The sequence below is a fragment of the Pseudoduganella violacea genome (assembly GCF_014191875.1).
GTDB classification, from domain to species: Bacteria; Pseudomonadota; Gammaproteobacteria; order Burkholderiales; family Burkholderiaceae_D; genus Rugamonas; species Rugamonas violacea_A.
This window is the reverse complement of record NZ_JACHXD010000011.1, coordinates 25,588-44,734: the sequence shown is the minus strand read 5'-3', so window position 1 is coordinate 44,734 and position 19,147 is coordinate 25,588. Positions and strand designations below refer to the sequence as shown.

Below are 19,147 nucleotides of genomic sequence, written 5' to 3'. Positions count from 1 at the left end.
CACCAATCCATTCAAAATAACGATCGCCCCACCTGATGGCAGAGCCTGTGTCCGATTGGGGTCAGACCCCAATCGGACACAGGCTCTGCCATTATGACTTGCGCAGGCGCTTGTGCATATTGCGCAGGGAGAGCCAGACGGCTGCGGCGACGAAGGGCACGAGAATGCCCATCACCAGCTCGGGACTGCCGACCCAGCCCACAGCTTTCGCGCCTTTGGCCGAGTAACCGGCCAGGCCGATCACATAATATGAAATCGCGGCGACCGACAAGCCTTCCACCGCCTGCTGCAGCCGCAATTGCTGCAGGGCGCGCGCATTCAGCGATTGCAGGATCTGCCGGTTCTGCGCTTCCTGCACGATGCCGACCCGCGTGCGCAGCAGGTCGTTGCTGTTGGCGATGCGGCGCGCCAGCGCTTCCTGCCGCCGCGCGACGGCCTGGCAGGTGTCCATGGCCGGACGCAGGCGCCGGTCCATGAATTCCTGCACCATGGGAATGCCTTCCATGCGGCTTTCGCGCAATTCCTCGATGCGCGCATTCACCAGCCGGAAGTAAGCCTTGGAAGCGGCGAAGCGGTAGCTGTTCTCCAGCGACAGCTTCTCGATGCGCGCCGCCAGGTGGGTGATCTGCTCCAGCAAGGCTTGCTCCACCGCGCCATCGGTGGCCATGCCGTCGCCGGCCGCGCCATCCGACTGCACCATGGCGGCGGCCAAGGTCACGAGCTGGCCTTCGATGGCGTTCAGGGCCGGCGTGGCCTGGCGCGCATACGGCAGGCCAAGCATGGCCATCATGCGGTAAGTCTCGATTTCCAGCACGCGCTGCACCAGGCGGCCGGCCTGCTGCTGGCGCATCGCGCCTTCTCGTATGACGAAACGGCTGAAGCCATCGGACTGGATCACGAAATCGGTCCACAGCTCGCCGCCATGCTGCAACTGGCTGCCAGCCAGCCCGGCGCTTTCGAAGACCGATTGCAAGGCCTTGGCAAACACCTCGGACGAGGCGGCGCTGCGGTCCAGCGCCACGTGCGCCGCCACCATCAGCTTGCCGTACAGGCCAAGCAGCCATTGCTGCGGCAGATGGCGGATCGGCATGCTTTCGAAGGACTGCGCCAGCGGCGGCGAATGTTCCACATGCTCGGCGAAGGTGTAGGTGGCGAACTCGGTATGCAGCTCCCATTTCAGGCGGAAGCGGCCGAAGTCATGAAAAAAATAGCTGGCGTCCGCGCCCGGCGCGGCCACGCCGAAATGCGCGCACAGATCGGCCAGCAGCGCATGCTGGGCGCCGGCGTTGCTGGTCTGCTGATCGGGATCGGCATAAACGGCGAAGTGGGAGACCAGTTCGGGCGCGTCCAGCTTGAGAAAGGGACGCGAGTGGATTTCCGCTGCGAGCGGCACGCGCAGCGCGTGGTTCAGGCTCGAATAGACGATGGTCATGGACTGTAGATTTCCTTGGCGGCCGCGCGCACCGCCTGCAGCAGCAGGTCGGCGCCGGGCGACAGCAAATGGTCGTGGTGGCGGATGATGCCGAAAGCGTCCATCTTCCATGGCAGCGCGATCGGCAGGATGCCCAATACGCCCGTCGCCACATAATGCTGCGCCACGGCGGCCGGCATCACGTGCACGGCGTCGGTCTGCTGCAGCAGCGCAGTGACCAGCAGCAGTGCCGTGGTGTCGACCACATTGGCCGGCGGTTCCAGGCCGGCGCGGCGGAACATCATATCGCAGCGGTTGCGCAGGACGCTGCCTTGCGGCGGCAGTATCCAGGGCTGGCTAGCCAGGTCTTTCAATTGCAAGTCCTGCGCGGCATGCAGCGGATGGCTGGCGCGCGCGACCACGCACGAGGGTTCCTCGGTCAGTTCCTCGTAGATCAGGCCGGAGCCGTTATCGCGTTCCACGATGCGGCCGATCATGAAATCCAATGTGCCCTGTTCCAACTGCTCCAGCAGCACATGGCTCGGTTCCAGGCGCACCCCGATGCGCAGCAGCGGCGCGTGCTGTTTCACGCGCGCGATGGCTTGCGGCAGCAGGGTGATGCCGGGAGTCATAATGGATCCTACCTCAACCTGGCCGCCCAGGCCGGACTTCAGCGCCAGCACGTCGTCATGCGCCAGCGAGAGGCTGGTCAGCGCCATGCGCGCATGGCGGATCATGGTTTCGCCATAGATGGTCGGCTCCATGCCGCGCGGCAGGCGCTCGAACAGGCGCACGTCGAGCATTTCCTCCAGATCCTTCAGCTGCTTGGAGGCGGCCGGCTGCGTCATGTGGAGCGTCTCGGCGGCGCGGTGGATATTGCGTTGCTCATCGAGCGCGATCAAGAGCAGCAATTGCCGCGTCTTCAGGCGCGCCCGCAAGAACCAGTTCGGGTTGAGGGTATCCATGAGCAAATCATAACATTGCCCATATTGAAACCGGACTCTAGGTTTTAGGGAAGGCGCCGGCGTTCGCTTCGCGCGCTACTCGTATTGTGCAAGTTCTTCTTCCAGGCAGGACTTCAGTTCAGCGGGCGCAATCCACGCACCGCGCATGGCGGGAGTCGGGAAGACCGCAATCGACAAGCCCTTGCCGGCCATATCCGGCAGCCAGTCTTCGACGAAGCGGTAGATATCGATGACCGCCGGCTCGCAATCGGACCAGTCACCCGTGGCACAGGCCTTGGCAAAATCGGGATGCGGCCAGACGGCGAAGCCGGTCGCCTGCGCATTGTCGGAGAGGGAAACCCAGCCCTTTTCGTTCTTCAGTCCCCACAAGGTTTCGCTATCGGCGGCCTGCGCGATCAGATGGTCGAAGCGCACCGGTCCCGGAGCTGCCAGCAAGGAGGCGAATTTTTTGGGGTGCATCGGTTGGCCCATTCAAACGCCCTTGTCCTCGTCCGGCGCGCGGAACAGGTCTTCCAGCGCGGCCAGGGACTTTTTCTCGGCCTTGGCGACACCACGGCGGCCGCTGAATTCTTCTTCGATATTGTCGCGGTAGTAGCTCCATGCCGACGCGGAGGTCGACAAGCGCCGCCAGACTTCGGCGCCCACGCCCGAGTAATCGATGGCGCTGCCGTCATCGAATTCCACCCGCAGCTGGCGTTCGCGCGGCTCGTAGCCGATGGCGCGCAGTTTGCCTGCGTTGATACGTTTCATTTCCATGCTTGACTCCTGTTCAGTGCTGCAGCATCGGACGATATCATAAGACCATATGGCGAGACGGCGAAATGTCTTTTCCATTTTGACAAACTGCGCTATCCTGCTCCGCGAGCAAGCGGCCATGCCGTTTGCGCGGTGGCCGCAAGCCATCGCAGTATCGGAAATGTTCGGCCCCGCAAAGGCCGGCGCCGATGGAGCCGGCGCCCGGAACCTCTCCGCTTCGCGCCCTCCACGCCTCCAGACGCCTGAAGCGACATCGTTTATGAAGACCATTGCAGTCATCGGCGGCGGCATTACCGGCGTCACCAGCGCTTATGCCCTCGCCAAACGCGGCTTCCAGGTCACGCTGTTCGAACGCCAGCGCTACCCTGCGATGGAAACCTCCTACGCCAACGGCGGCCAGCTTTCAGCCTCCCATTCCGAAGTGTGGAACCACTGGTCCATCATCGCCAAAGGCATGCGCTGGATGTTCAGGAGCGACGCGCCGCTGCTGGTCAATCCCAAGCCCAGCTGGCACAAGCTGTCCTGGTTCGCCGAATTCATCGCCGCCATTCCGCGCTATCGCGAGAACACCATCGCCACGGTCCAAATGGCGATCGCCGCGCGCGAGCACCTGTTCCATTGGGCGCATGAGGAAAATATCGACTTCGACCTGAAACGCGAAGGCATTCTGCACATTTACCGCGACCAGGCCGGCTTCGAGCGCGCCGCCAAGGTGAGCCGGCTGCTGGCCCAGGGCGGCTTGCAGCGCCATGCCGTCACGTCCGAGGAAATGCGCGCCATCGAGCCGGCGCTGGCGGGCAGCTATTACGGCGGTTTCTACACCGAGAGCGATTCCAGCGGCGACATCCACAAATTCACCACCGGCCTGGCGCAAGCCGCCGAGCGCCTGGGCGTGGAGATTCGCTGCAACCAGGATGTGCGTTCAGTCGCCGTGGACGGCGGGCGCGCCCGCGTCACCGCCGTTTGCGATGGCGACGCCGCCACCGCTGTTTTCGACGGCGTTCTGATTTGCGCCGGCACGGCAAGCCGCGCCTTCGCCGCCGCCCTGGGCGACCATGTCAATGTCTACCCGGTCAAAGGCTATTCGATCACGGTGAATCTGCAGGACGAAGGCAGCCGGCGCGCCGCGCCCAATGTCAGCCTGCTGGACGAGGCCACCAAGCTGGTGGCCAGCCGCTTCGGCGCGGATCGCCTGCGCGTGGCGGGCAGTGCTGAATTCAATGGCTTTAACCGGGACATCCGTGCCGACCGCATCCAGCCGCTGGTCGACTGGGTAAGGCAATGCTTCCCGGATGTGGATACGCGCAGCGTGGTGCCGTGGGCCGGCCTGCGGCCCATGATGCCCAATCTGATGCCGCGCGTGGGACGGGGCAAGGCGCCCTGCGTTTTCTACAATACCGGCCACGGACACCTGGGCTGGACGCTGTCCGCCGCCACGGCCGATATGGTGGGCGACATCATCGAGCAAGCGCTGGGCCAGGGCGCGTCCAGCGCCGCGCTACGCCCGGGCTTCGCTTAGTGCCGGCCCTTGTGCTTGGCGCGGCGGCGCTTGCTCCAGATGACCAGTCCCGTCGCAAAGAAGACCAGGGGCATCAGGCCAAACACGCTGATGAAAGCCCGTCCCGCCGTGCCGAACGCTTCTCCGCTATGCAATGGGAACAGCCAGTTCACCACCGCCTCCCCGCCTTGCGGGCGCAGGGGATCGGCCATCTTCAGCACGTCGCCACTGCGCGAATCGATGCTGACGCGGGTAGCGCCATCGCCTTCGCGCAGTTCGCCGGGCTGGCGCAAACGCACTTCGTAGGGCGCGTCGGCCTTGGCCGGCAGGCTTAAGCGCGACACCCGTCCCTGAGGAATCGCCGCCTGCGCGGCCCGCACCGCATCGGCCGGCGCGATCAGCGGCAGCGACTTATCGCTGCGGTTGACAGCCTTGCCGGCCGGCGGCAAGGGTGCTACGGCATTGATTACCGGCGCGATCCACGCCGGCTGATTGAAATGCGCGCCGGAGAAGCCCAGCACCAGCAGTACCGGCACGGCAAAAAAGCCCGCCGCGCGATGCAGGCTGAAATTGAAGCGCGGCCAGGAGCCGCCATGGCGCACCGTCAGCGCCATGCGCCATGCCGAACGCGTGGCTTTCGGCCACCAGACAAACAGGCCGCTCAGCGCCACCCCCAGCATCGCGACGCCAGATGTGGCAATCAGCATCTTGCCGGTTTCGCCGGCCACCAGATAACGGTGTAGATGGAATAAGGTCGGCATCAGGAGCTGGCGCGAAAATCCCAGCTCGCCCCATACGCGCTCGCCCGTCACGCGCAAGGTGAAGGGATCGACCATCACCTGCCGGAACTGCTGCAGGCAATAGGTTCCTTCTGGGCGCAGCTTATACCAGGCCACCGCCACCTCCCCCGCTTCGCCGGGGAAGATGATCTGCGTGGCCTTGCCGTAGGCGGGATCGTTCAGCAGACGCTCATGCACCGCCTGCACCATGGCCGGCGTGACCGGCAGCGGCGCGCCGGCTTGCATGCCGGGCGGCGGCGCGACCCGCATCAGGTCCGCGTTCAGGGTGTGGTCGATTTCGTGCAGCCAAGCGATGGCGGCGCCGGTCAATCCCAGCACCACGAACACCGAACCGAAGACGAGGCCCAGCCAAAGGTGGACGGTGCGCAGCAGATCCTTGGCGCGCGCCAGCCGTCCTGGCTTGCGGGCGGGATGCGCCGCCCGCCGCGGCGCCGGCGCGACCGCTGCCTGCGGGCCGCCTCTTGCTACCTCTGCCGCATCCTTCGCGGCGCTCATGCCTTGCATTGCTTACTCTGCCAAATGGGTGGAAATGAGAATTATACGCATTTCCACCAAGCAGATTTAACCTTCCTTGCCGTCGATGCGGGGCTGGCCCAGATAGCGCGCATATTTCGCCAGGAAGAGCCAGAAGGCCAGCGTCCAGCCAACGGTGGCCAGCACCATCAAGCCTTCGCGCAATTCCGGCTGCGTCAGCAGGGAAGCCAGCACGCGCGCCACCGCGCCCACCTGGATCGCCATATACATCCAGAACTCGGTGCGGCCCGCCAGCAGCGGACGGCCGGTGTGGCCCAGCGACGTGCGCGTCATCATGCCGATGATCAGGCCAGCCATCGAACCCACGGTCAAGGCGTGGAAGGCGGCGCTGGCGCTCACCATGCCCAGCGCGGCCAGCGCCAGCAGGGTGAAGCCGACGCCGATCCAGCCATAGGACAGGTGCAGCACCCACAGCAACGGCACGCGCGCGGTGCGCTGCGGTTGCCAACCGGCCAGGCGATACAGCAGCACCAGGCCGGCCGCCACGCACAGCGGCGCCACCAGCCAGCCGGGCAACGCGGCCACCCAGGCCAGGGCCGAGGCGATCAGCAGGCCGACCGACACCTTGTCCAGGGTCGGCACCACTTTCGGCACCGTGCCGGGCGCGCCGTTACGGGTGAACATGGGGATCACGCGCGTGCCGATCAGCGATTCGATCAGCACAATCATCAGGATCGCGCCATGTGCGGGCGCCATCAGCGGCAGCGACAACCAACCCAGCCAGACCGCGTGGTACAGCGCATTGGCCAGCGTCAGCAGCGACAGCAGCACCACGAACATATAGTTGCGGCTATTTTTCGAACGGCGCATCACCTGCCACAGCGGCCAGATGGCGCAAGGCAGGAACAGCAGGTCGACCAGCGCGCCCACCGCGCCGCCCACCGTCAGCAGCGCCACGCGCCCCGCCAGCCAGAGCGCCACCAGCGCCGCCAGATGGCCGCGCACCGGCGTCCACAAGCCGGTCCAGTTGCGTCCCGCCGTGAACAGAAAGCCCACCACCACGGCAATCGCCATCCCGAAAATCATCTCGTGCATATGCCAGGCCAGATCGACCTTGGCTAGCACCGGCAGCCAGCCGTAATAGCGCGCCAGCCAAAGCGGCACCGCCAGCGCCGCCAGCAGGGCCGAGGCCAGATAGAAAGGACGGAAACCCAGATTCCAGACCGGGTGTCCAAACAGCCCGCCGCTGCGTGGGACGGGTTCGGGTTCTTCTACTTGCATGAGACTCATAAGGCACTCCAGACGAGCATCGGCATTGCGCCGCGACAGTCAAGATTGTGGGCGGCGTCCCGGCGCTTGTGAAGCGGCGCCGGACAAAAGGATGATACAAATTAAGGAAATCAAATATACCGGCTGTAGAAGCCCGCCAGCCCTCGACGCGCGCGCCGTGCTGACTTACGCTTGCATCCATGCGCTGAAGGCATGCGAGTCCCATCCTTCCAGCCCCACTTATCCGATCAACAGGAGCAGCAAGAATGCAAACCACTGTACTGAACATCGTCGGCATGAGCGACGCCGAAAAAGCCCAAGCCGTCGCCGCCACCCTGCAAGCGATGGCAGGCGTCTCCGCCATCAACATCACCACCGCGCGCGGCCAAGCTGAAATCAAATACGACGGCGCCGTCGTCTCGCCGCAAATCCTGGCCGACCAGCTGAGCCGCGCCGGCTACCCAGCCCAACCCGAAGGCGCCTCCAGCGGCTCTTGCTGCGGCGGTTGCTGCGGCGGCTAAGCGCCCGCAAACAGTTCCATTTGTCGTATCTTTCGGCGGCCGCGTGCCGCCGTTTTTTCGTCCCTAGTGCTCAGTCCGTGTCCACCTTGGTGCCAGGCACCAAGGTGGACACGGACTCGGCTGTAGGCGGCGTTAGCGGTCGGCTTGCAGGCGGTGTTCGACGGCGTAGACGGCCGCCTGCACGCGGCTGCTCAGGTTGAGCTTTTTCAGCACGTTCTGCACGTGGATCTTGACCGTGCTTTCCGCCAGGTCGAGCGTGCGCGCGATGGACTTGTTGCTCTCGCCCTGGGCCAGGCAGGCGATGATCTGCTTCTCGCGCGGGGTCAGCTTGTCCAGCTCCGAGGCGGCCGGCGCGCCGCCCTGCAACTGCGCCACCAGCTTGCCCGTCATCGCCTCGGCCACCACGGTTTCGCCGGCGGCTGCGCGGCGGATGGCGCGGATCAGGTAATCGGTGTCGATATTTTTCAGCAGATAGCCGCTGGCGCCGGCCTTCAGCGCCACCGACAGGTCTTGCGCGTCTTCCGACACGGTCAGCATCACCACCGCGCTATCCGGGCAGTCCTGCAGGATCAGCTGCAGCGTCTCCACGCCCGACATGCCCGGCATGTTCAGATCCAGCAGGATCACGTCCGGCTGCAGTTGCTGCGCGCGTTTAATGCCTTCCACACCGTCGGCCGCCTCGCCCACCACCTGGAACTCGGCGTTCCGCGTGAGCAGGGACTTGATGCCGCTGCGGAACAAGGTATGGTCGTCCACCAGCAAAACGCTAATGGGTTTGTCCGCCTGCTCCATATACTGTCTCCTGTTATAAATTAAGCCGCGCGGCGCTGGGCGCGCGCTAAAGTCAATTGCACCGTGGTGCCCAAGCCCACACTGGAACGCACATCCAGCTCGGCGCCGATGCGCGCCGCGCGTTCGCGCATGATGTGGATGCCCACGTGTTCCTCGCTCTTCGCCGACAAGGTCGCGGCGTCGAAGCCGCGCCCATTATCGTGGATCGAGAGCGAAAAGTCCTGATGGTCCTGCAGGCCGATTTCCACCTTGGTCGCCATCGCGTGCTTGCGCACGTTCGACAAGGCTTCCTGGACGATGAACAGCAGCTGCAATTGCTGCTCGCGCGGGAAAGGCGCGCCCTCGCCGTCCGAAATCAGATCGACCTCGATGCCGGTCTGGCGGCGGAATTTGTCGATGGTCGTCTCCAGGGAGCCGGTCAGGCTGCCCTCGGCCAGCTTGCTGCGGAAGTTGTGCAGCAGCTCGCGCACATCCTCGTAGCTCTCCTGCACCCCGGCGCGCAGCTGGGGCACGATTTCAGCCACATCGCCGATTTCTCCCTGCTTGAGCGACTGCTCCAGCATCTGCACCTGCAGGTTCAGGAAGTTCAGGCCTTGGGCGATGCTGTCGTGCAGGCCCTGGGCCACCAGGTTGCGTTCCTCCGAAATCGCCATTTCGCGCTCGCGCGTCGCCAGGCGCATATTCTCGATGGCGATGCCAAGCTGCTGGCCCAGCGTCTCCAGCAGCTCCTTCTCGTGCGGGTTGAATACCTTGGGCTGGCGGAAGTGCAGGTTGAAGAAGCCCACATGCTGGCCATGGGCGAAGATGTGAAAGACCGAAACCGTGACAAAGCCCTCGCGGTAGCACTGCTTCTCGTGCGCCTGGTCGATGCGGCGCATATCGTGGACCACGGCGATGCGCTTTTCCACCGCCTCGCCGCACAGGCAATCGCCCACCTTCAGGCAATGCTCCGATTCCACCAGTTCGTCCGAAACGCCGTGATGCACCAGCATATGCACATTGCCGCGCTGAGCGTCGATGATGCGCACCGAGCCGCCATCGGCCTTGAAATATTCGCTGATGCGGTGCAGGAAGCCTTCGCATAACTCCTCCGCCGGCTGCGGACGTTGCAAGAAGGCCGAGCAATCGTAAAGCAATGCCAACTCGCGGTTCTGCTCTTCCAGCGCCTGGGTCTTGACCTTGACCAGCGCCTCCAGATTGCCGTACAGGTCTTGCAGGCGGTCGCCCATCTGGTTGAAGCCTTGCGCCAGCTGGCCGAATTCATCGTCGCTGTCCACGTCCAGGCGCACCTCAAACTGCGCCTCGCGCATGCGGCTCATGCCCTCGTAAAGGCGCGTGACCGGCTCGATAATCAGGCTGAAAAGCAGGAAGATGATGCTGATCGTCGTCACCAGCGCGAGGCCCAGCAAGGCAAGCTGCGAGCCGCGCAACCAGAAGGTACGCAGCTCGCTATCCTGCTCGATCAATTTGACCAGCGTATTCACCTGGGCCACGAATTGGTCGGCCTCTTTCTGGAAGGTGCGGATCGCATCCGGATCGGCCACCTCCTGCGCCAGGATAGCGCGCGACATAGGGCGCAAGCCGTCCTGCCAATGGCGGGTAATGGTCGAGAAGCTGTTGCGGATTTTCGTGTTCGGCGGCAGGAACAGCGGACGCTGAGGATCGCCCTGGCGCAGCAAGGCCAGCGTGCCGTCGATGCGGCCGATCTGCTGCGTTGCCGCATTGCGCACCAGGCCCAATTCATCGCCGGTTTCCAGGCGGCCCAGCAAGGCGCTGAGCCGATAACTGTTCATGCGCAGGCTGCCCGTATCATTGATCGCCGCCGCGCTCCCCTCCAGCTGCCAGGACAAAAACAGCGTCGACCCGATAACAGTCAGCGCCGCCGCCAAAAACAGCAGCAAAGCCCCTACCAATTTCGTCGACAACTTTTGCCAAGCAGGCAACACCGGACTATTCACCATCCCAAACTCTCCTCTACAGCCCAGTATACACGCCCTAGCTTTGAGCTAAATCAACAAATGTCCCACCCTGGTGTCAGGCACCAGGGTGGGACATTCTTTGATTTTTCTCAAAAAATGTCCGGTTCCGGTGCCTGACACCAGGGTGGACATTCTTTGAGGCAGATCAAGCCTTCGCTGTGGCGCTAGCCGCCGGTCTGGGACATGAAGCGGATGATCTTGCCGGGCTGGCGGGTGAAGTCGTGTTGCTGTGGCTTCAGTTCGATGGCCTGGCGGATCGCGTGCTCCAGATCGGCGTCGCTGGCGCCTCCTCGCAGCAGGGGGCGCAGTTCAAATTTTTCTTCCTGTCCAAGACAGAGGTAGAGCGTGCCGTCGACCGACATGCGGATGCGGTTGCAGCTGGCGCAGAAGTGCTGCGACATCGGGGTGATGAAGCCGACGCTCGCGCGCCCATCCCCGGTCGCCAGATAACGCGCGGGACCGCCGCCCAATTCCACCGCCTGCGGCACCAGACCAAACTGCTTGCGCAGCCTTTCCTGCACCGGTTCCAGTCCCATGTACGCCGCATTGCGTCCGGTTTCGCCCATCGGCATGGCTTCGATCAGGCGCAGCACGAATTCGTTCTCGATGCAGAAGGCGACCAGATCGTCGATTTCGGCGTCGTTCACGCCGCGCATGGCCACCATATTGATCTTGATGGGGGCGAAGCCGGCGGCCTTGGCCACTTTCAGGCCTTCCAGCACATCGGGCAGGCAGTCGCGCCCCGTGATTTTGGCCACGCAGTCGCGGTCCAGCGAATCGAGGCTGACGTTCAGCCGCGCGACGCCGGCGGCGCGCAAATCGGCCGCATGCCGCGCCAGTTGGGTACCGTTGGTGGACAGCGATAAATCGCGCAGTCCGGGCAGCGCCGCCAGCCGCGCCGCCAGTTCCGGCAGACGGCGCCGCATCAGCGGTTCGCCGCCCGTCAGCCGCACGCGCGAGGTGCCAAGGCGGGCGAAGATGCCGATCACCCTTTCCATTTCGTCAAAGGTGAGCCAGTCGGGCGGGTCTTCAAACCCCTTGAATCCCGTGGGCATGCAATAGGTACAACGCAAATCGCAGCGGTCGGTCACGGACACGCGCAGATAGTCGATGGACCGTCCAAACCGGTCGCTTAACATCTCGGGTTCCTCATATCTCACAGGAGAATTGTATCGGTCCATCCCGCTCTTGCCATCGCCCAGGATGAACTAGGCCGGCTAATCCAAAAGAACTAGCCGGCCTCTAAATCGCATTTCGCTACCCTGCCCTTTGCTACTGGACTAGCGGGCTGGCGACGCCTTCCAGCGTGATGCCTTCGATCTGCGCCTTGCCCACCAAAATCTGCAGGTACTGGTGCAGGGCGCGCTGCCAGGACTGACGCGACAGCTCGTCGGCGATCTGGGCGCGGACGGTTTCATACGGCAGCAGATAGCCGTCGATGCGGCGCATCACCTGGACGATGTGCAGGCCGAAGCGGGTTTCCAGCAGCCGTCCATGCAGCTCGCCGGGGGCGAGGCGGAACAGCAGGCTGTCGAATTCCGGCACGGTCTGGCCGCGTCCCAGCTGTCCCAGGCTGCCGCCGATGGCGCCGGACGGGCAGTTGGAATATTGGGTCGCCAGTTCGGCAAAGCGCTCCGGACGCTCCTTGAGTTCCTCCAGGATGGCGCCGGCGGTGTCGCGCAGCAGTTCCAGCGGCGCGTTCGGCGCCACCTGGAACATGATGTGGCGCGCTTCCACCAGCTCGCCGCGCATGAAGCGCTGACGTTGCGCTTCGTAGTAGCGCAGGCAGGCTTCCTCGTCGGCTTCCGGCACTTTCACTTCCTGGTCGAACAGGGCTTCGATGCGGTCGTCCTCATCTTCGCCCGGCAGGCCGAGGCGCTGCGCCTCCTGCAGCAGCACGCTGCGCAGCACCAGCTCATGCACGCTGCTTTTCAGCGGGTTGGCGGCGCCCTGGTGGTGCGGCAGCTCGGCCTCAATCTCTCGATCGCTGATATCGATTCCGTTGACAGCAATTCCCATCTTTGACTCCTTAGCGCGGACGCACCAGTTGATATGCGCGGCGCAGATACACCACGGCGCCGAAACCGCTCCACACATGCACCAGACGGGTGAAGGGGAAGATCACGAACAGCGACATGCCCATGAACAGGTGCAGCTTGAACAGCACCGGCGCGTCGGCCACGAAGCTGGCGGCGTCACCGCGGAAGGTCAGCACGTGCTGGGCCCAGCTCATGAGCTGCACCATCATGTGGCCGTCCAGGTGCGAGGCCGAGACGAAGATGGTGGACAGGCCAAGCAGCAGCGTGGCAAAGATCCACAGCAGCACGATCTTGTCTTTCACGGTCGTGACGGCGCGCAGGCGGTCGTTGCCCAGGCGACGGCTCAGGAGCAGCAGGATGCCGATCAGGCACATGCTGCCCATCACGCCGCCGGCGGCCATGGCGAAGACTTGCTTGGCGCCGTGCGGCACGCCCAGCGCATCCCATACCCACACAGGGGTCAGCAGGCCGGCCGCATGACCGAAGAACAGGCCGATGATCCCGATGTGGAACAGGGTGCTGCCCATGCGCAGGCTGCCGCGGTGCAGCACCTGGCTCGACTCGGACTTCCAGCTGTATTGCTCGCGGTCGAAGCGGATCAGGCTTCCCAGCAGGAAGATCGCCAGCGCGATATAGGGATAAATCCCGAAAATGAATTGGTGTAGATAGTCCATTTGTATCTCCTCTATTGCTATGCGGCCCGGGAGGCGCCATGCGTCCCCCTTGGATAGAAATTGACCGGCTGGACGCCGCCCGCCGCCTTGCGCAGCAGCGGCTCGACGCCATCCACGCCGGGGCCGAAGGTTTCCAGCGCCTCGTCCATATCGTTGACCGGCGGTTCGCTCAGCTCTTCGGCCGCGACCGGGCTGCATTGCTCCAGCAGCGCGAAAATGCCGGCATACGGACTGTCGTTGGCGCGCAGCTTGCGGCCGATATGGGCCAGCACATGCACCGCGTCCGACAGCAGGCGGCCGGCTTCGGCCTCGTCCTGCTGCGACAGGAACTCCAGGAACAGCGGCACATAGTCCGGCAAGTCATTGCCCTGCATTTCCAGGCCATGCTTGCGGTACTCGGCCATCAGGTCGACCATGGCCTGGCCGCGATCGCGCGACTCGCCGTGGATATGCTCGAACAGGTGCAGCGAGTGCGAAGGTGTGCGGTCGAAGGTGCCCACATAATTCTGCTGCACTTCGATCAGGCCATGGCCGCGCAGGTAGGCGAACAGCGGCGCCAACGCCTCCGCCCAGCCGTCCTGCTCCGCCGCCATGTCTTCCAGCAGCGGCAGATGCTCGATCAGCTCCGGCTCCGGATAGAGCAGCAGGGCCGACAAGACCTTGAACTGTTTCATGACACCTCCTGCGCTTTCTTGCGGGACTTCGGCATCGACATGAAGATGGTCGAACCGTGTTTCTTCTTGCCGAACAGGGTGGTATCGCTGACGCCGTCCGAGCAGCCGTTGCCGAAGCTGAAACCGCAGGAGCCTTTTTCGTTGAAGCTGTCCTCCACCATCTCCTTATGGCTGCTCGGGATGACGAAGCGGTCTTCGTAATTGGCGATGGCCATGATGTGGTACATGTCTTCCACCGTGGCCGCGCTCAGGCCGACCTGTTCCAGCACCGCCAGATCCGGCTTGCCTTCCACGCTCTTGCTGCGCATATAGGCGCGCATTGCCAGCATGCGGTCCAGGGCGCGGATCACCGGCGGCTGGTCGCCCGCCGTCAGCAAGTTGGCCAGGTACTGCACCGGAATGCGCAGGGACTTGGTGTCCGGCAGGATGCCGTTCATGCCCATCTTGCCCGATTCAGCGGCCGACTGGATCGGCGACAGCGGCGGGATGTACCAGACCATCGGCAGGGTGCGGTATTCCGGATGCAGCGGGAAAGCGACCTTCCATTCCATCGCCATTTTGTAGACCGGCGATTTCTTGGCCGCTTCCAGCCACTGCTCGGGAATGCCCTGGCGGCGCGCCTCGGCGATCACTTCCGGATCGTTCGGATCGAGGAAGAGGTCGAGCTGCGACTGGTACAGATCGCGTTCGTCGGCCACCGAGGCCGCCGCTTCGATCTTGTCGGCGTCGTACAACATCACGCCCAGATAGCGGATACGGCCCACGCAGGTTTCTGAACACACGGTCGGCTGGCCCGCTTCGATGCGCGGGAAGCAGAAGGTGCACTTCTCGGCCTTGCCCGAGGACCAGTTGTAATAGATCTTTTTGTAGGGGCAGCCGGAGATGCACATGCGCCAGCCGCGGCATTTGTCCTGGTCGATCAGCACGATGCCGTCGTCTTCGCGCTTGTACACGGAGCCGGAGGGGCAGGACGCCACGCAGGTCGGGTTCAGGCAGTGCTCGCACAGGCGCGGCAGGTACATCATGAAGGTGTTCTCGAAGGTGCTGTACATCTCCTTCTGCATATTGTCGAACAGCTTGTCCTTGCTGCGGTTGGCGAATTCGCCACCCAGGTCGTCTTCCCAGTTCGGACCCCATTCGATCTTTTCCATCTTCTTGCCGGTCAGGACCGAGATCGGACGCGCGGTCGGCGGCGTCTGCGACAGCGGCGCGTTCTGCAGGCGCTCGTAGTCATAGGTGAACGGCTCGTAATACTCGTCGATGGCCGGCAGATTCGGGTTGGCGAAGATATTGGCCAGAATCTTCAGACGGCCGCCTTGGCGCGGCTCGATCTTGCCGTCGCTATTGCGTTTCCAGCCGCCCTGCCATTTGTCCTGGTTCTCCCAATGTTTCGGATAGCCGATGCCCGGCTTGGTTTCCACGTTGTTGAACCATGCGTACTCCACGCCGTCACGGCTGGTCCACACGTTCTTGCAGGTGACTGAGCAGGTATGGCAGCCGATGCATTTGTCCAGGTTCAGGACCATGCCGATTTGTGCTCGAATTTTCATGCTTTGCTCCCATTCTTGGACTCGTCGAGCGGACCTTCCATCCAGTCGACCTTATTCATTTTGCGCACCAGGACGAATTCATCGCGGTTGGCGCCGACCGTGCCGTAGTAGTTGAAGCCATAAGCCAGCTGGGCGTAGCCGCCGATCATATGGGTCGGTTTCGGCATGGCGCGCGTCACCGAGTTGTGGATGCCGCCGCGCTTGCCGGTGGTTTCTGCGCCCGGCACGTTGACGATTTTTTCCTGGGCGTGGTACATGATGGTCAAGCCTTCAGGCACGCGCTGGCTGACGATGGCACGCGCCGTCAGGGTGCCGTTCACGTTGAACACCTCGATCCAGTCGTTGTCGATGATGCCGGCCTTCTGCGCGTCGATCTCCGACAGCCACACGTGGGGACCGCCGCGCGACAGCGTCAGCATGCGCAGGTTGTCCGAGTAGGTGGAGTGGATACCCCACTTCTGGTGCGGCGTGATGAAGTTCAGCGCGATCTCCTGGTTGCCGTTCGGACGGGCGCCCAGCAGGGCTTCCGTGGTCTTGGTATCGACAGCCGGTTTGTACACGCACAGGCCTTCGCCGAAATCACGCATCCAGCGGTGATCCTGGTAGAACTGCTGGCGGCCCGTCAGCGTGCGCCATGGGATCAGTTCATGCACGTTGGTGTAGCAGGCGTTGTAGCTGACTTCTTCCGACTCCAGGCCCGACCAGGTCGGCGAGGAGATGATCTTGCGCGGCTGCGCCTGGATGTCGCGGAAGCGGATCGAATCGTGTTCGCGCGGGATCGCCAGGTGGGTGTGATCGCGGCCGGTCGCTTCGGACAGCGCAGCCCAGGCTTTCACGGCCACGTGGCCATTGGTTTCCGGCGCCAGCGAGAGCACCATCTCGGCCGCGTCGATCGCGGTGTCGAGGCGCGGCTGGCCCTTCGATACGCCCTCTTCCTGCACCGTGCGGTTGATGCCGCGCAGGATCTCGACTTCGTGGCCGGTTTTCCAGCTGATGCCCTTGCCGCCATTGCCGATGCTTTCCAGCAGCGGGCCGACGGAGGTGAATTTCTTGTACACGTCCTTGTAATTGCGCTCGATGACCTTCATGGTCGGCATGGTTTTGCCGGGGATCGGGTCGCATTCGCCCTTGCGCCAATCTTTCGGATCGAAAGGCTGGGCCAGTTCGTCCGGCGAATCGTGCATCAGCGGGGACAGCACGATGTCCTTCTGCGTGCCCAGGTACTCGCCGCCGATCTCGGAGAACTTCTTGGCGATGCCCTTGTAGATTTCCCAGTCGGTCTTGGCCTGCCACAGCGGCTGCACCGCTTCCGACAGCGGGTGGATGAAGGGGTGCATGTCCGAGGTGTTCAGATCGTCCTTCTCGTACCAGGTGGCGGTCGGCAGCACGATATCGCCGTACAGGCAGGTGGTGGACATGCGGAAGTCCAGCACCACCAGCAGATCAAGCTTGCCCTCGCCGGCCGGACGCACGGTGACATCGCGCGGTTTCAGGCAATCGTCCTCGTCGCTCATCACGCCGTTCTGGGTGCCGAGCAGGTATTTCAGGAAGTATTCGTGACCCTTGCCGGAGCTGCCCAGGATGTTCGAGCGCCAGACGAACATATTGCGCGGGAAGTTGTCCGGATGGTCGGGATCGTCGCAGCTGAATTTGAGCTTGCCGGACTTCAGGTTCTCCACCACGTAGGCGGCGGGGTCCTTGCCCTCGGCTTCGGCGGCACGCACCACTTCCAGCGGATTGGTTTGCAGCTGCGGCGCGGACGGCAGCCAGCCCAGACGTTCGGCCTTGGCGTTGTAATCCAGGATGGTCATATCGCCCAGATTGCCCTCGGCGGTCGGCGACTGGATTTCCGACATGTCCAGCTTCTCGTGGCGCCACTGGCCGGTGTGGTTGTAGAAGAAGGAGGTGCCGTTCATCTGGCGCATTGGACGGTTCCAGTCCAGCGCGAAGGCCAGCGGGGTCCAGCCGGTCTGCGGACGCAGCTTCTCCTGGCCCACATAGTGCGACCAGCCGCCGCCCGATTGGCCCACGCAGCCGCACATCATCAGCATATTGATGATGCCGCGGTAAGCCATGTCCATGTGATACCAGTGGTTCAGGCCAGCGCCCACGATGACCATGCTCTTGCCATGGGTCTTGTCGGCATTCTCGGCGAACTGGCGCGCCACGGTGATGACGTCGGCCGCTTTCACGCCGGTGTGTTTTTCCTGCCATGCCGGGGTGTAAGGAATGTCATCGGCATAGCTGGTGGCGACGTTGCCGCCGCCCAGGCCACGGTCCACGCCGTAGTTGGCCATCGACAGGTCGAACACAGTGGCGACCAGCACGCTGCTGCCGTCGGCCATGGTCAGACGTTTGACCGGCACATTGCGCTGCAGGACGTCACTGGCGTCGCGGCCGCCGAAATAGGCGAAACCGACCGACGCGATTTCATCGGCGCAGTCGATCAGGGACAGGCGCGGGTCGATGGCCTGGCCGCTGCGGCCAGTCTTCTGCTCCAGGTTCCACTTGCCTTTTTCTCCCCAGCGGAAGCCGATGGTGCCGGCCGGCGCCACGATCTCGCCGGTGGCGCTGTCGATAACCAGGGTTTTCCAGTCCGGATTGTTTTCCTCGTCCAGATTGTTTGCCAGGTGGGAGGCGCGCAGGAAGTATTCAGGCGCCAGGATGCCGTTCTGTTCGACCAGGCGCACCAGCATCGGGAAGTCGGTGTATTGCTTGGCGTAGTCGCGGAAGTAGGCGGACTGGCCTTCGCTGTGGAATTCCTTCAGGATGACGTGGCCCATGGCCATGGCCAGCGCGGCGTCGGTGCCCTGCTTCGGCGCCATCCAGATATCGCTGAACTTGGCCATCTCGCCGAAGTCGGAAGATACGGCTACCGTTTTCGTGCCCTTGTAGCGCACTTCGGTGTAGAAGTGGGCGTCCGGGGTACGGGTCATCGGCACGTTGGAGCCCCAGACCATCAGGAAGGTGGAGTTGTACCAGTCGGCCGATTCCGGCACGTCGGTCTGCTCGCCCCACACTTGCGGGCTGGCTGGCGGCAGGTCGCAGTACCAGTCGTAGAAGCTCAGCGCCACGCCGCCGATCAGGCTCAGATAGCGCGTGCCGGAAGCGTAGCTGACCATGGACATGGCGGGAATCGGCGAGAAGCCGACGACGCGGTCAGGGCCGTATTTCTTGATCGTCAGCACATTGGCGGCGGCGATCATCTCCGTGGCTTCATCCCAGTTGGCGCGCACGAAGCCGCCCAGGCCTCGGATGGACTTATAGGCTTTGGAGCGTTCCGGGTCCTGGCTCACGTATTCCCAGGCCGCGATCGGGTCCATGGTCTTGCGCGCCTCGCGCCACATATCCATCAGGCGGCCGCGGATCATCGGGTATTTCACGCGCTGGGCGGAATACACATACCAGGAATAGCTGGCACCGCGCGGGCAACCCCGCGGCTCGTGGTTCGGCAGGTCGGGACGGGTGCGGGGATAGTCGGTCTGCTGGGTTTCCCAGGTAATCAGGCCGTTCTTCACATAGACTTTCCAGCTGCAGGAGCCGGTACAGTTCACACCATGGGTGGAACGGACGATCTTGTCATGCTGCCAGCGCTGGCGATATGCGTTTTCCCACGTGCGATCCTCCTCCACCACCACGCCATGGCCGTTGGAGAAGCTCTCCTTCGGCTTGGCGAAAAAATTCAAACGGTCCAGAAAGTGACTCATGCTACCTCCCTAAATACGGTCCACCATCAATAGGGCCA

At 63.5% G+C, this 19,147-nt stretch carries 16 protein-coding genes; 2 read left to right on the top strand and 14 right to left on the bottom strand.

The window, feature by feature from the left end:
- Positions 1 to 91 precede the first annotated feature (91 nt).
- The 4 genes from FHS03_RS18805 to FHS03_RS18790 all read right to left on the bottom strand — a co-directional run bounded on the left by FHS03_RS18805 (position 92) and on the right by FHS03_RS18790 (position 3,132).
- Positions 92 to 1,432 carry a DUF3422 family protein gene (locus tag FHS03_RS18805; protein WP_183442486.1) on the bottom strand — a complete coding sequence of 447 codons (1,341 nt, stop codon included), beginning with the start codon at positions 1,430 to 1,432 and terminating at the stop codon, positions 92 to 94.
- Positions 1,429 to 2,376 carry a LysR family transcriptional regulator gene (locus tag FHS03_RS18800; protein WP_183442485.1) on the bottom strand — a complete coding sequence of 316 codons (948 nt, stop codon included), beginning with the start codon at positions 2,374 to 2,376 and terminating at the stop codon, positions 1,429 to 1,431. Before FHS03_RS18800 ends, FHS03_RS18805 begins: the two co-directional genes overlap by 4 nt.
- 75 nt (positions 2,377 to 2,451) lie before the next feature.
- Positions 2,452 to 2,835, bottom strand: coding sequence for a DUF2750 domain-containing protein (locus tag FHS03_RS18795; protein WP_183442484.1), 384 nt, complete (start codon positions 2,833 to 2,835; stop codon positions 2,452 to 2,454).
- Positions 2,836 to 2,847: 12 nt separating this feature from the next.
- On the bottom strand, positions 2,848 to 3,132 hold the full coding sequence (locus FHS03_RS18790) for a KTSC domain-containing protein (protein ID WP_183442483.1): 285 nt from the start codon (positions 3,130 to 3,132) through the stop codon (positions 2,848 to 2,850).
- Between the two features lie 259 nt (positions 3,133 to 3,391).
- Here FHS03_RS18790 and FHS03_RS18785 point away from each other — a divergent pair, with 259 nt between their 5' ends.
- Positions 3,392 to 4,651, top strand: coding sequence for a D-amino acid dehydrogenase (locus FHS03_RS18785; RefSeq protein ID WP_183442482.1), 1,260 nt, complete (start codon positions 3,392 to 3,394; stop codon positions 4,649 to 4,651).
- On the opposite strand, the gene FHS03_RS18780 is transcribed toward FHS03_RS18785, so the two are convergent.
- Together FHS03_RS18780 and FHS03_RS18775 are read right to left on the bottom strand one after the other, a co-directional pair.
- Complete coding sequence (locus FHS03_RS18780) at positions 4,648 to 5,925, bottom strand: PepSY-associated TM helix domain-containing protein (RefSeq protein WP_183442481.1); 1,278 nt, start codon at positions 5,923 to 5,925, stop codon at positions 4,648 to 4,650. The genes FHS03_RS18785 and FHS03_RS18780 overlap by 4 nt on opposite strands.
- A 66-nt stretch (positions 5,926 to 5,991) precedes the next feature.
- A complete protein-coding gene (locus FHS03_RS18775; protein ID WP_183442480.1) occupies positions 5,992 to 7,194 on the bottom strand; it encodes an NnrS family protein in 1,203 nt (400 codons plus the stop codon).
- Positions 7,195 to 7,439: 245 nt separating this feature from the next.
- Here FHS03_RS18775 and FHS03_RS18770 point away from each other — a divergent pair, with 245 nt between their 5' ends.
- A complete protein-coding gene (locus FHS03_RS18770; RefSeq protein ID WP_176347632.1) occupies positions 7,440 to 7,694 on the top strand; it encodes a heavy-metal-associated domain-containing protein in 255 nt (84 codons plus the stop codon).
- 132 nt (positions 7,695 to 7,826) lie between these two features.
- Here FHS03_RS18770 and FHS03_RS18765 read toward each other — a convergent pair whose 3' ends face one another.
- The 8 genes from FHS03_RS18765 to FHS03_RS18730 all read right to left on the bottom strand — a co-directional run bounded on the left by FHS03_RS18765 (position 7,827) and on the right by FHS03_RS18730 (position 19,109).
- A complete protein-coding gene (locus tag FHS03_RS18765; protein ID WP_050407268.1) occupies positions 7,827 to 8,486 on the bottom strand; it encodes a response regulator in 660 nt (219 codons plus the stop codon).
- Positions 8,487 to 8,506: 20 nt separating this feature from the next.
- Entirely contained in the window at positions 8,507 to 10,447 is a 1,941-nt protein-coding gene (locus FHS03_RS18760) for a type IV pili methyl-accepting chemotaxis transducer N-terminal domain-containing protein (RefSeq protein WP_183442479.1), read from the bottom strand.
- A 182-nt stretch (positions 10,448 to 10,629) separates the two neighbouring features.
- Positions 10,630 to 11,604: a GTP 3',8-cyclase MoaA gene (gene moaA / locus FHS03_RS18755; protein WP_183442478.1), complete on the bottom strand. Its 975-nt coding sequence runs from the start codon at positions 11,602 to 11,604 to the stop codon at positions 10,630 to 10,632.
- Between the two features lie 133 nt (positions 11,605 to 11,737).
- The gene (locus tag FHS03_RS18750) at positions 11,738 to 12,484 is read right to left on the bottom strand and encodes a peptidylprolyl isomerase (RefSeq protein ID WP_183442477.1); all 747 of its coding nucleotides are present in this window, start codon (positions 12,482 to 12,484) and stop codon (positions 11,738 to 11,740) included.
- A 10-nt stretch (positions 12,485 to 12,494) separates the two neighbouring features.
- A complete protein-coding gene (narI, locus tag FHS03_RS18745) occupies positions 12,495 to 13,178 on the bottom strand; it encodes a respiratory nitrate reductase subunit gamma (protein WP_050407264.1) in 684 nt (227 codons plus the stop codon).
- A gap of 17 nt (positions 13,179 to 13,195) precedes the next feature.
- Positions 13,196 to 13,852 (bottom strand): nitrate reductase molybdenum cofactor assembly chaperone, encoded by a 657-nt coding sequence (gene narJ, locus FHS03_RS18740; protein ID WP_183442476.1) that lies wholly within the window; start codon positions 13,850 to 13,852, stop codon positions 13,196 to 13,198.
- A complete protein-coding gene (gene narH / locus FHS03_RS18735) occupies positions 13,849 to 15,402 on the bottom strand; it encodes a nitrate reductase subunit beta (protein ID WP_183442475.1) in 1,554 nt (517 codons plus the stop codon). The genes narJ and narH overlap by 4 nt, the downstream gene beginning before the upstream one ends.
- Positions 15,399 to 19,109, bottom strand: a complete 3,711-nt coding sequence (locus FHS03_RS18730; RefSeq protein WP_183442474.1) for a nitrate reductase subunit alpha — start codon at positions 19,107 to 19,109, stop codon at positions 15,399 to 15,401. The genes narH and FHS03_RS18730 overlap by 4 nt, the downstream gene beginning before the upstream one ends.
- Positions 19,110 to 19,147 lie beyond the last annotated feature (38 nt).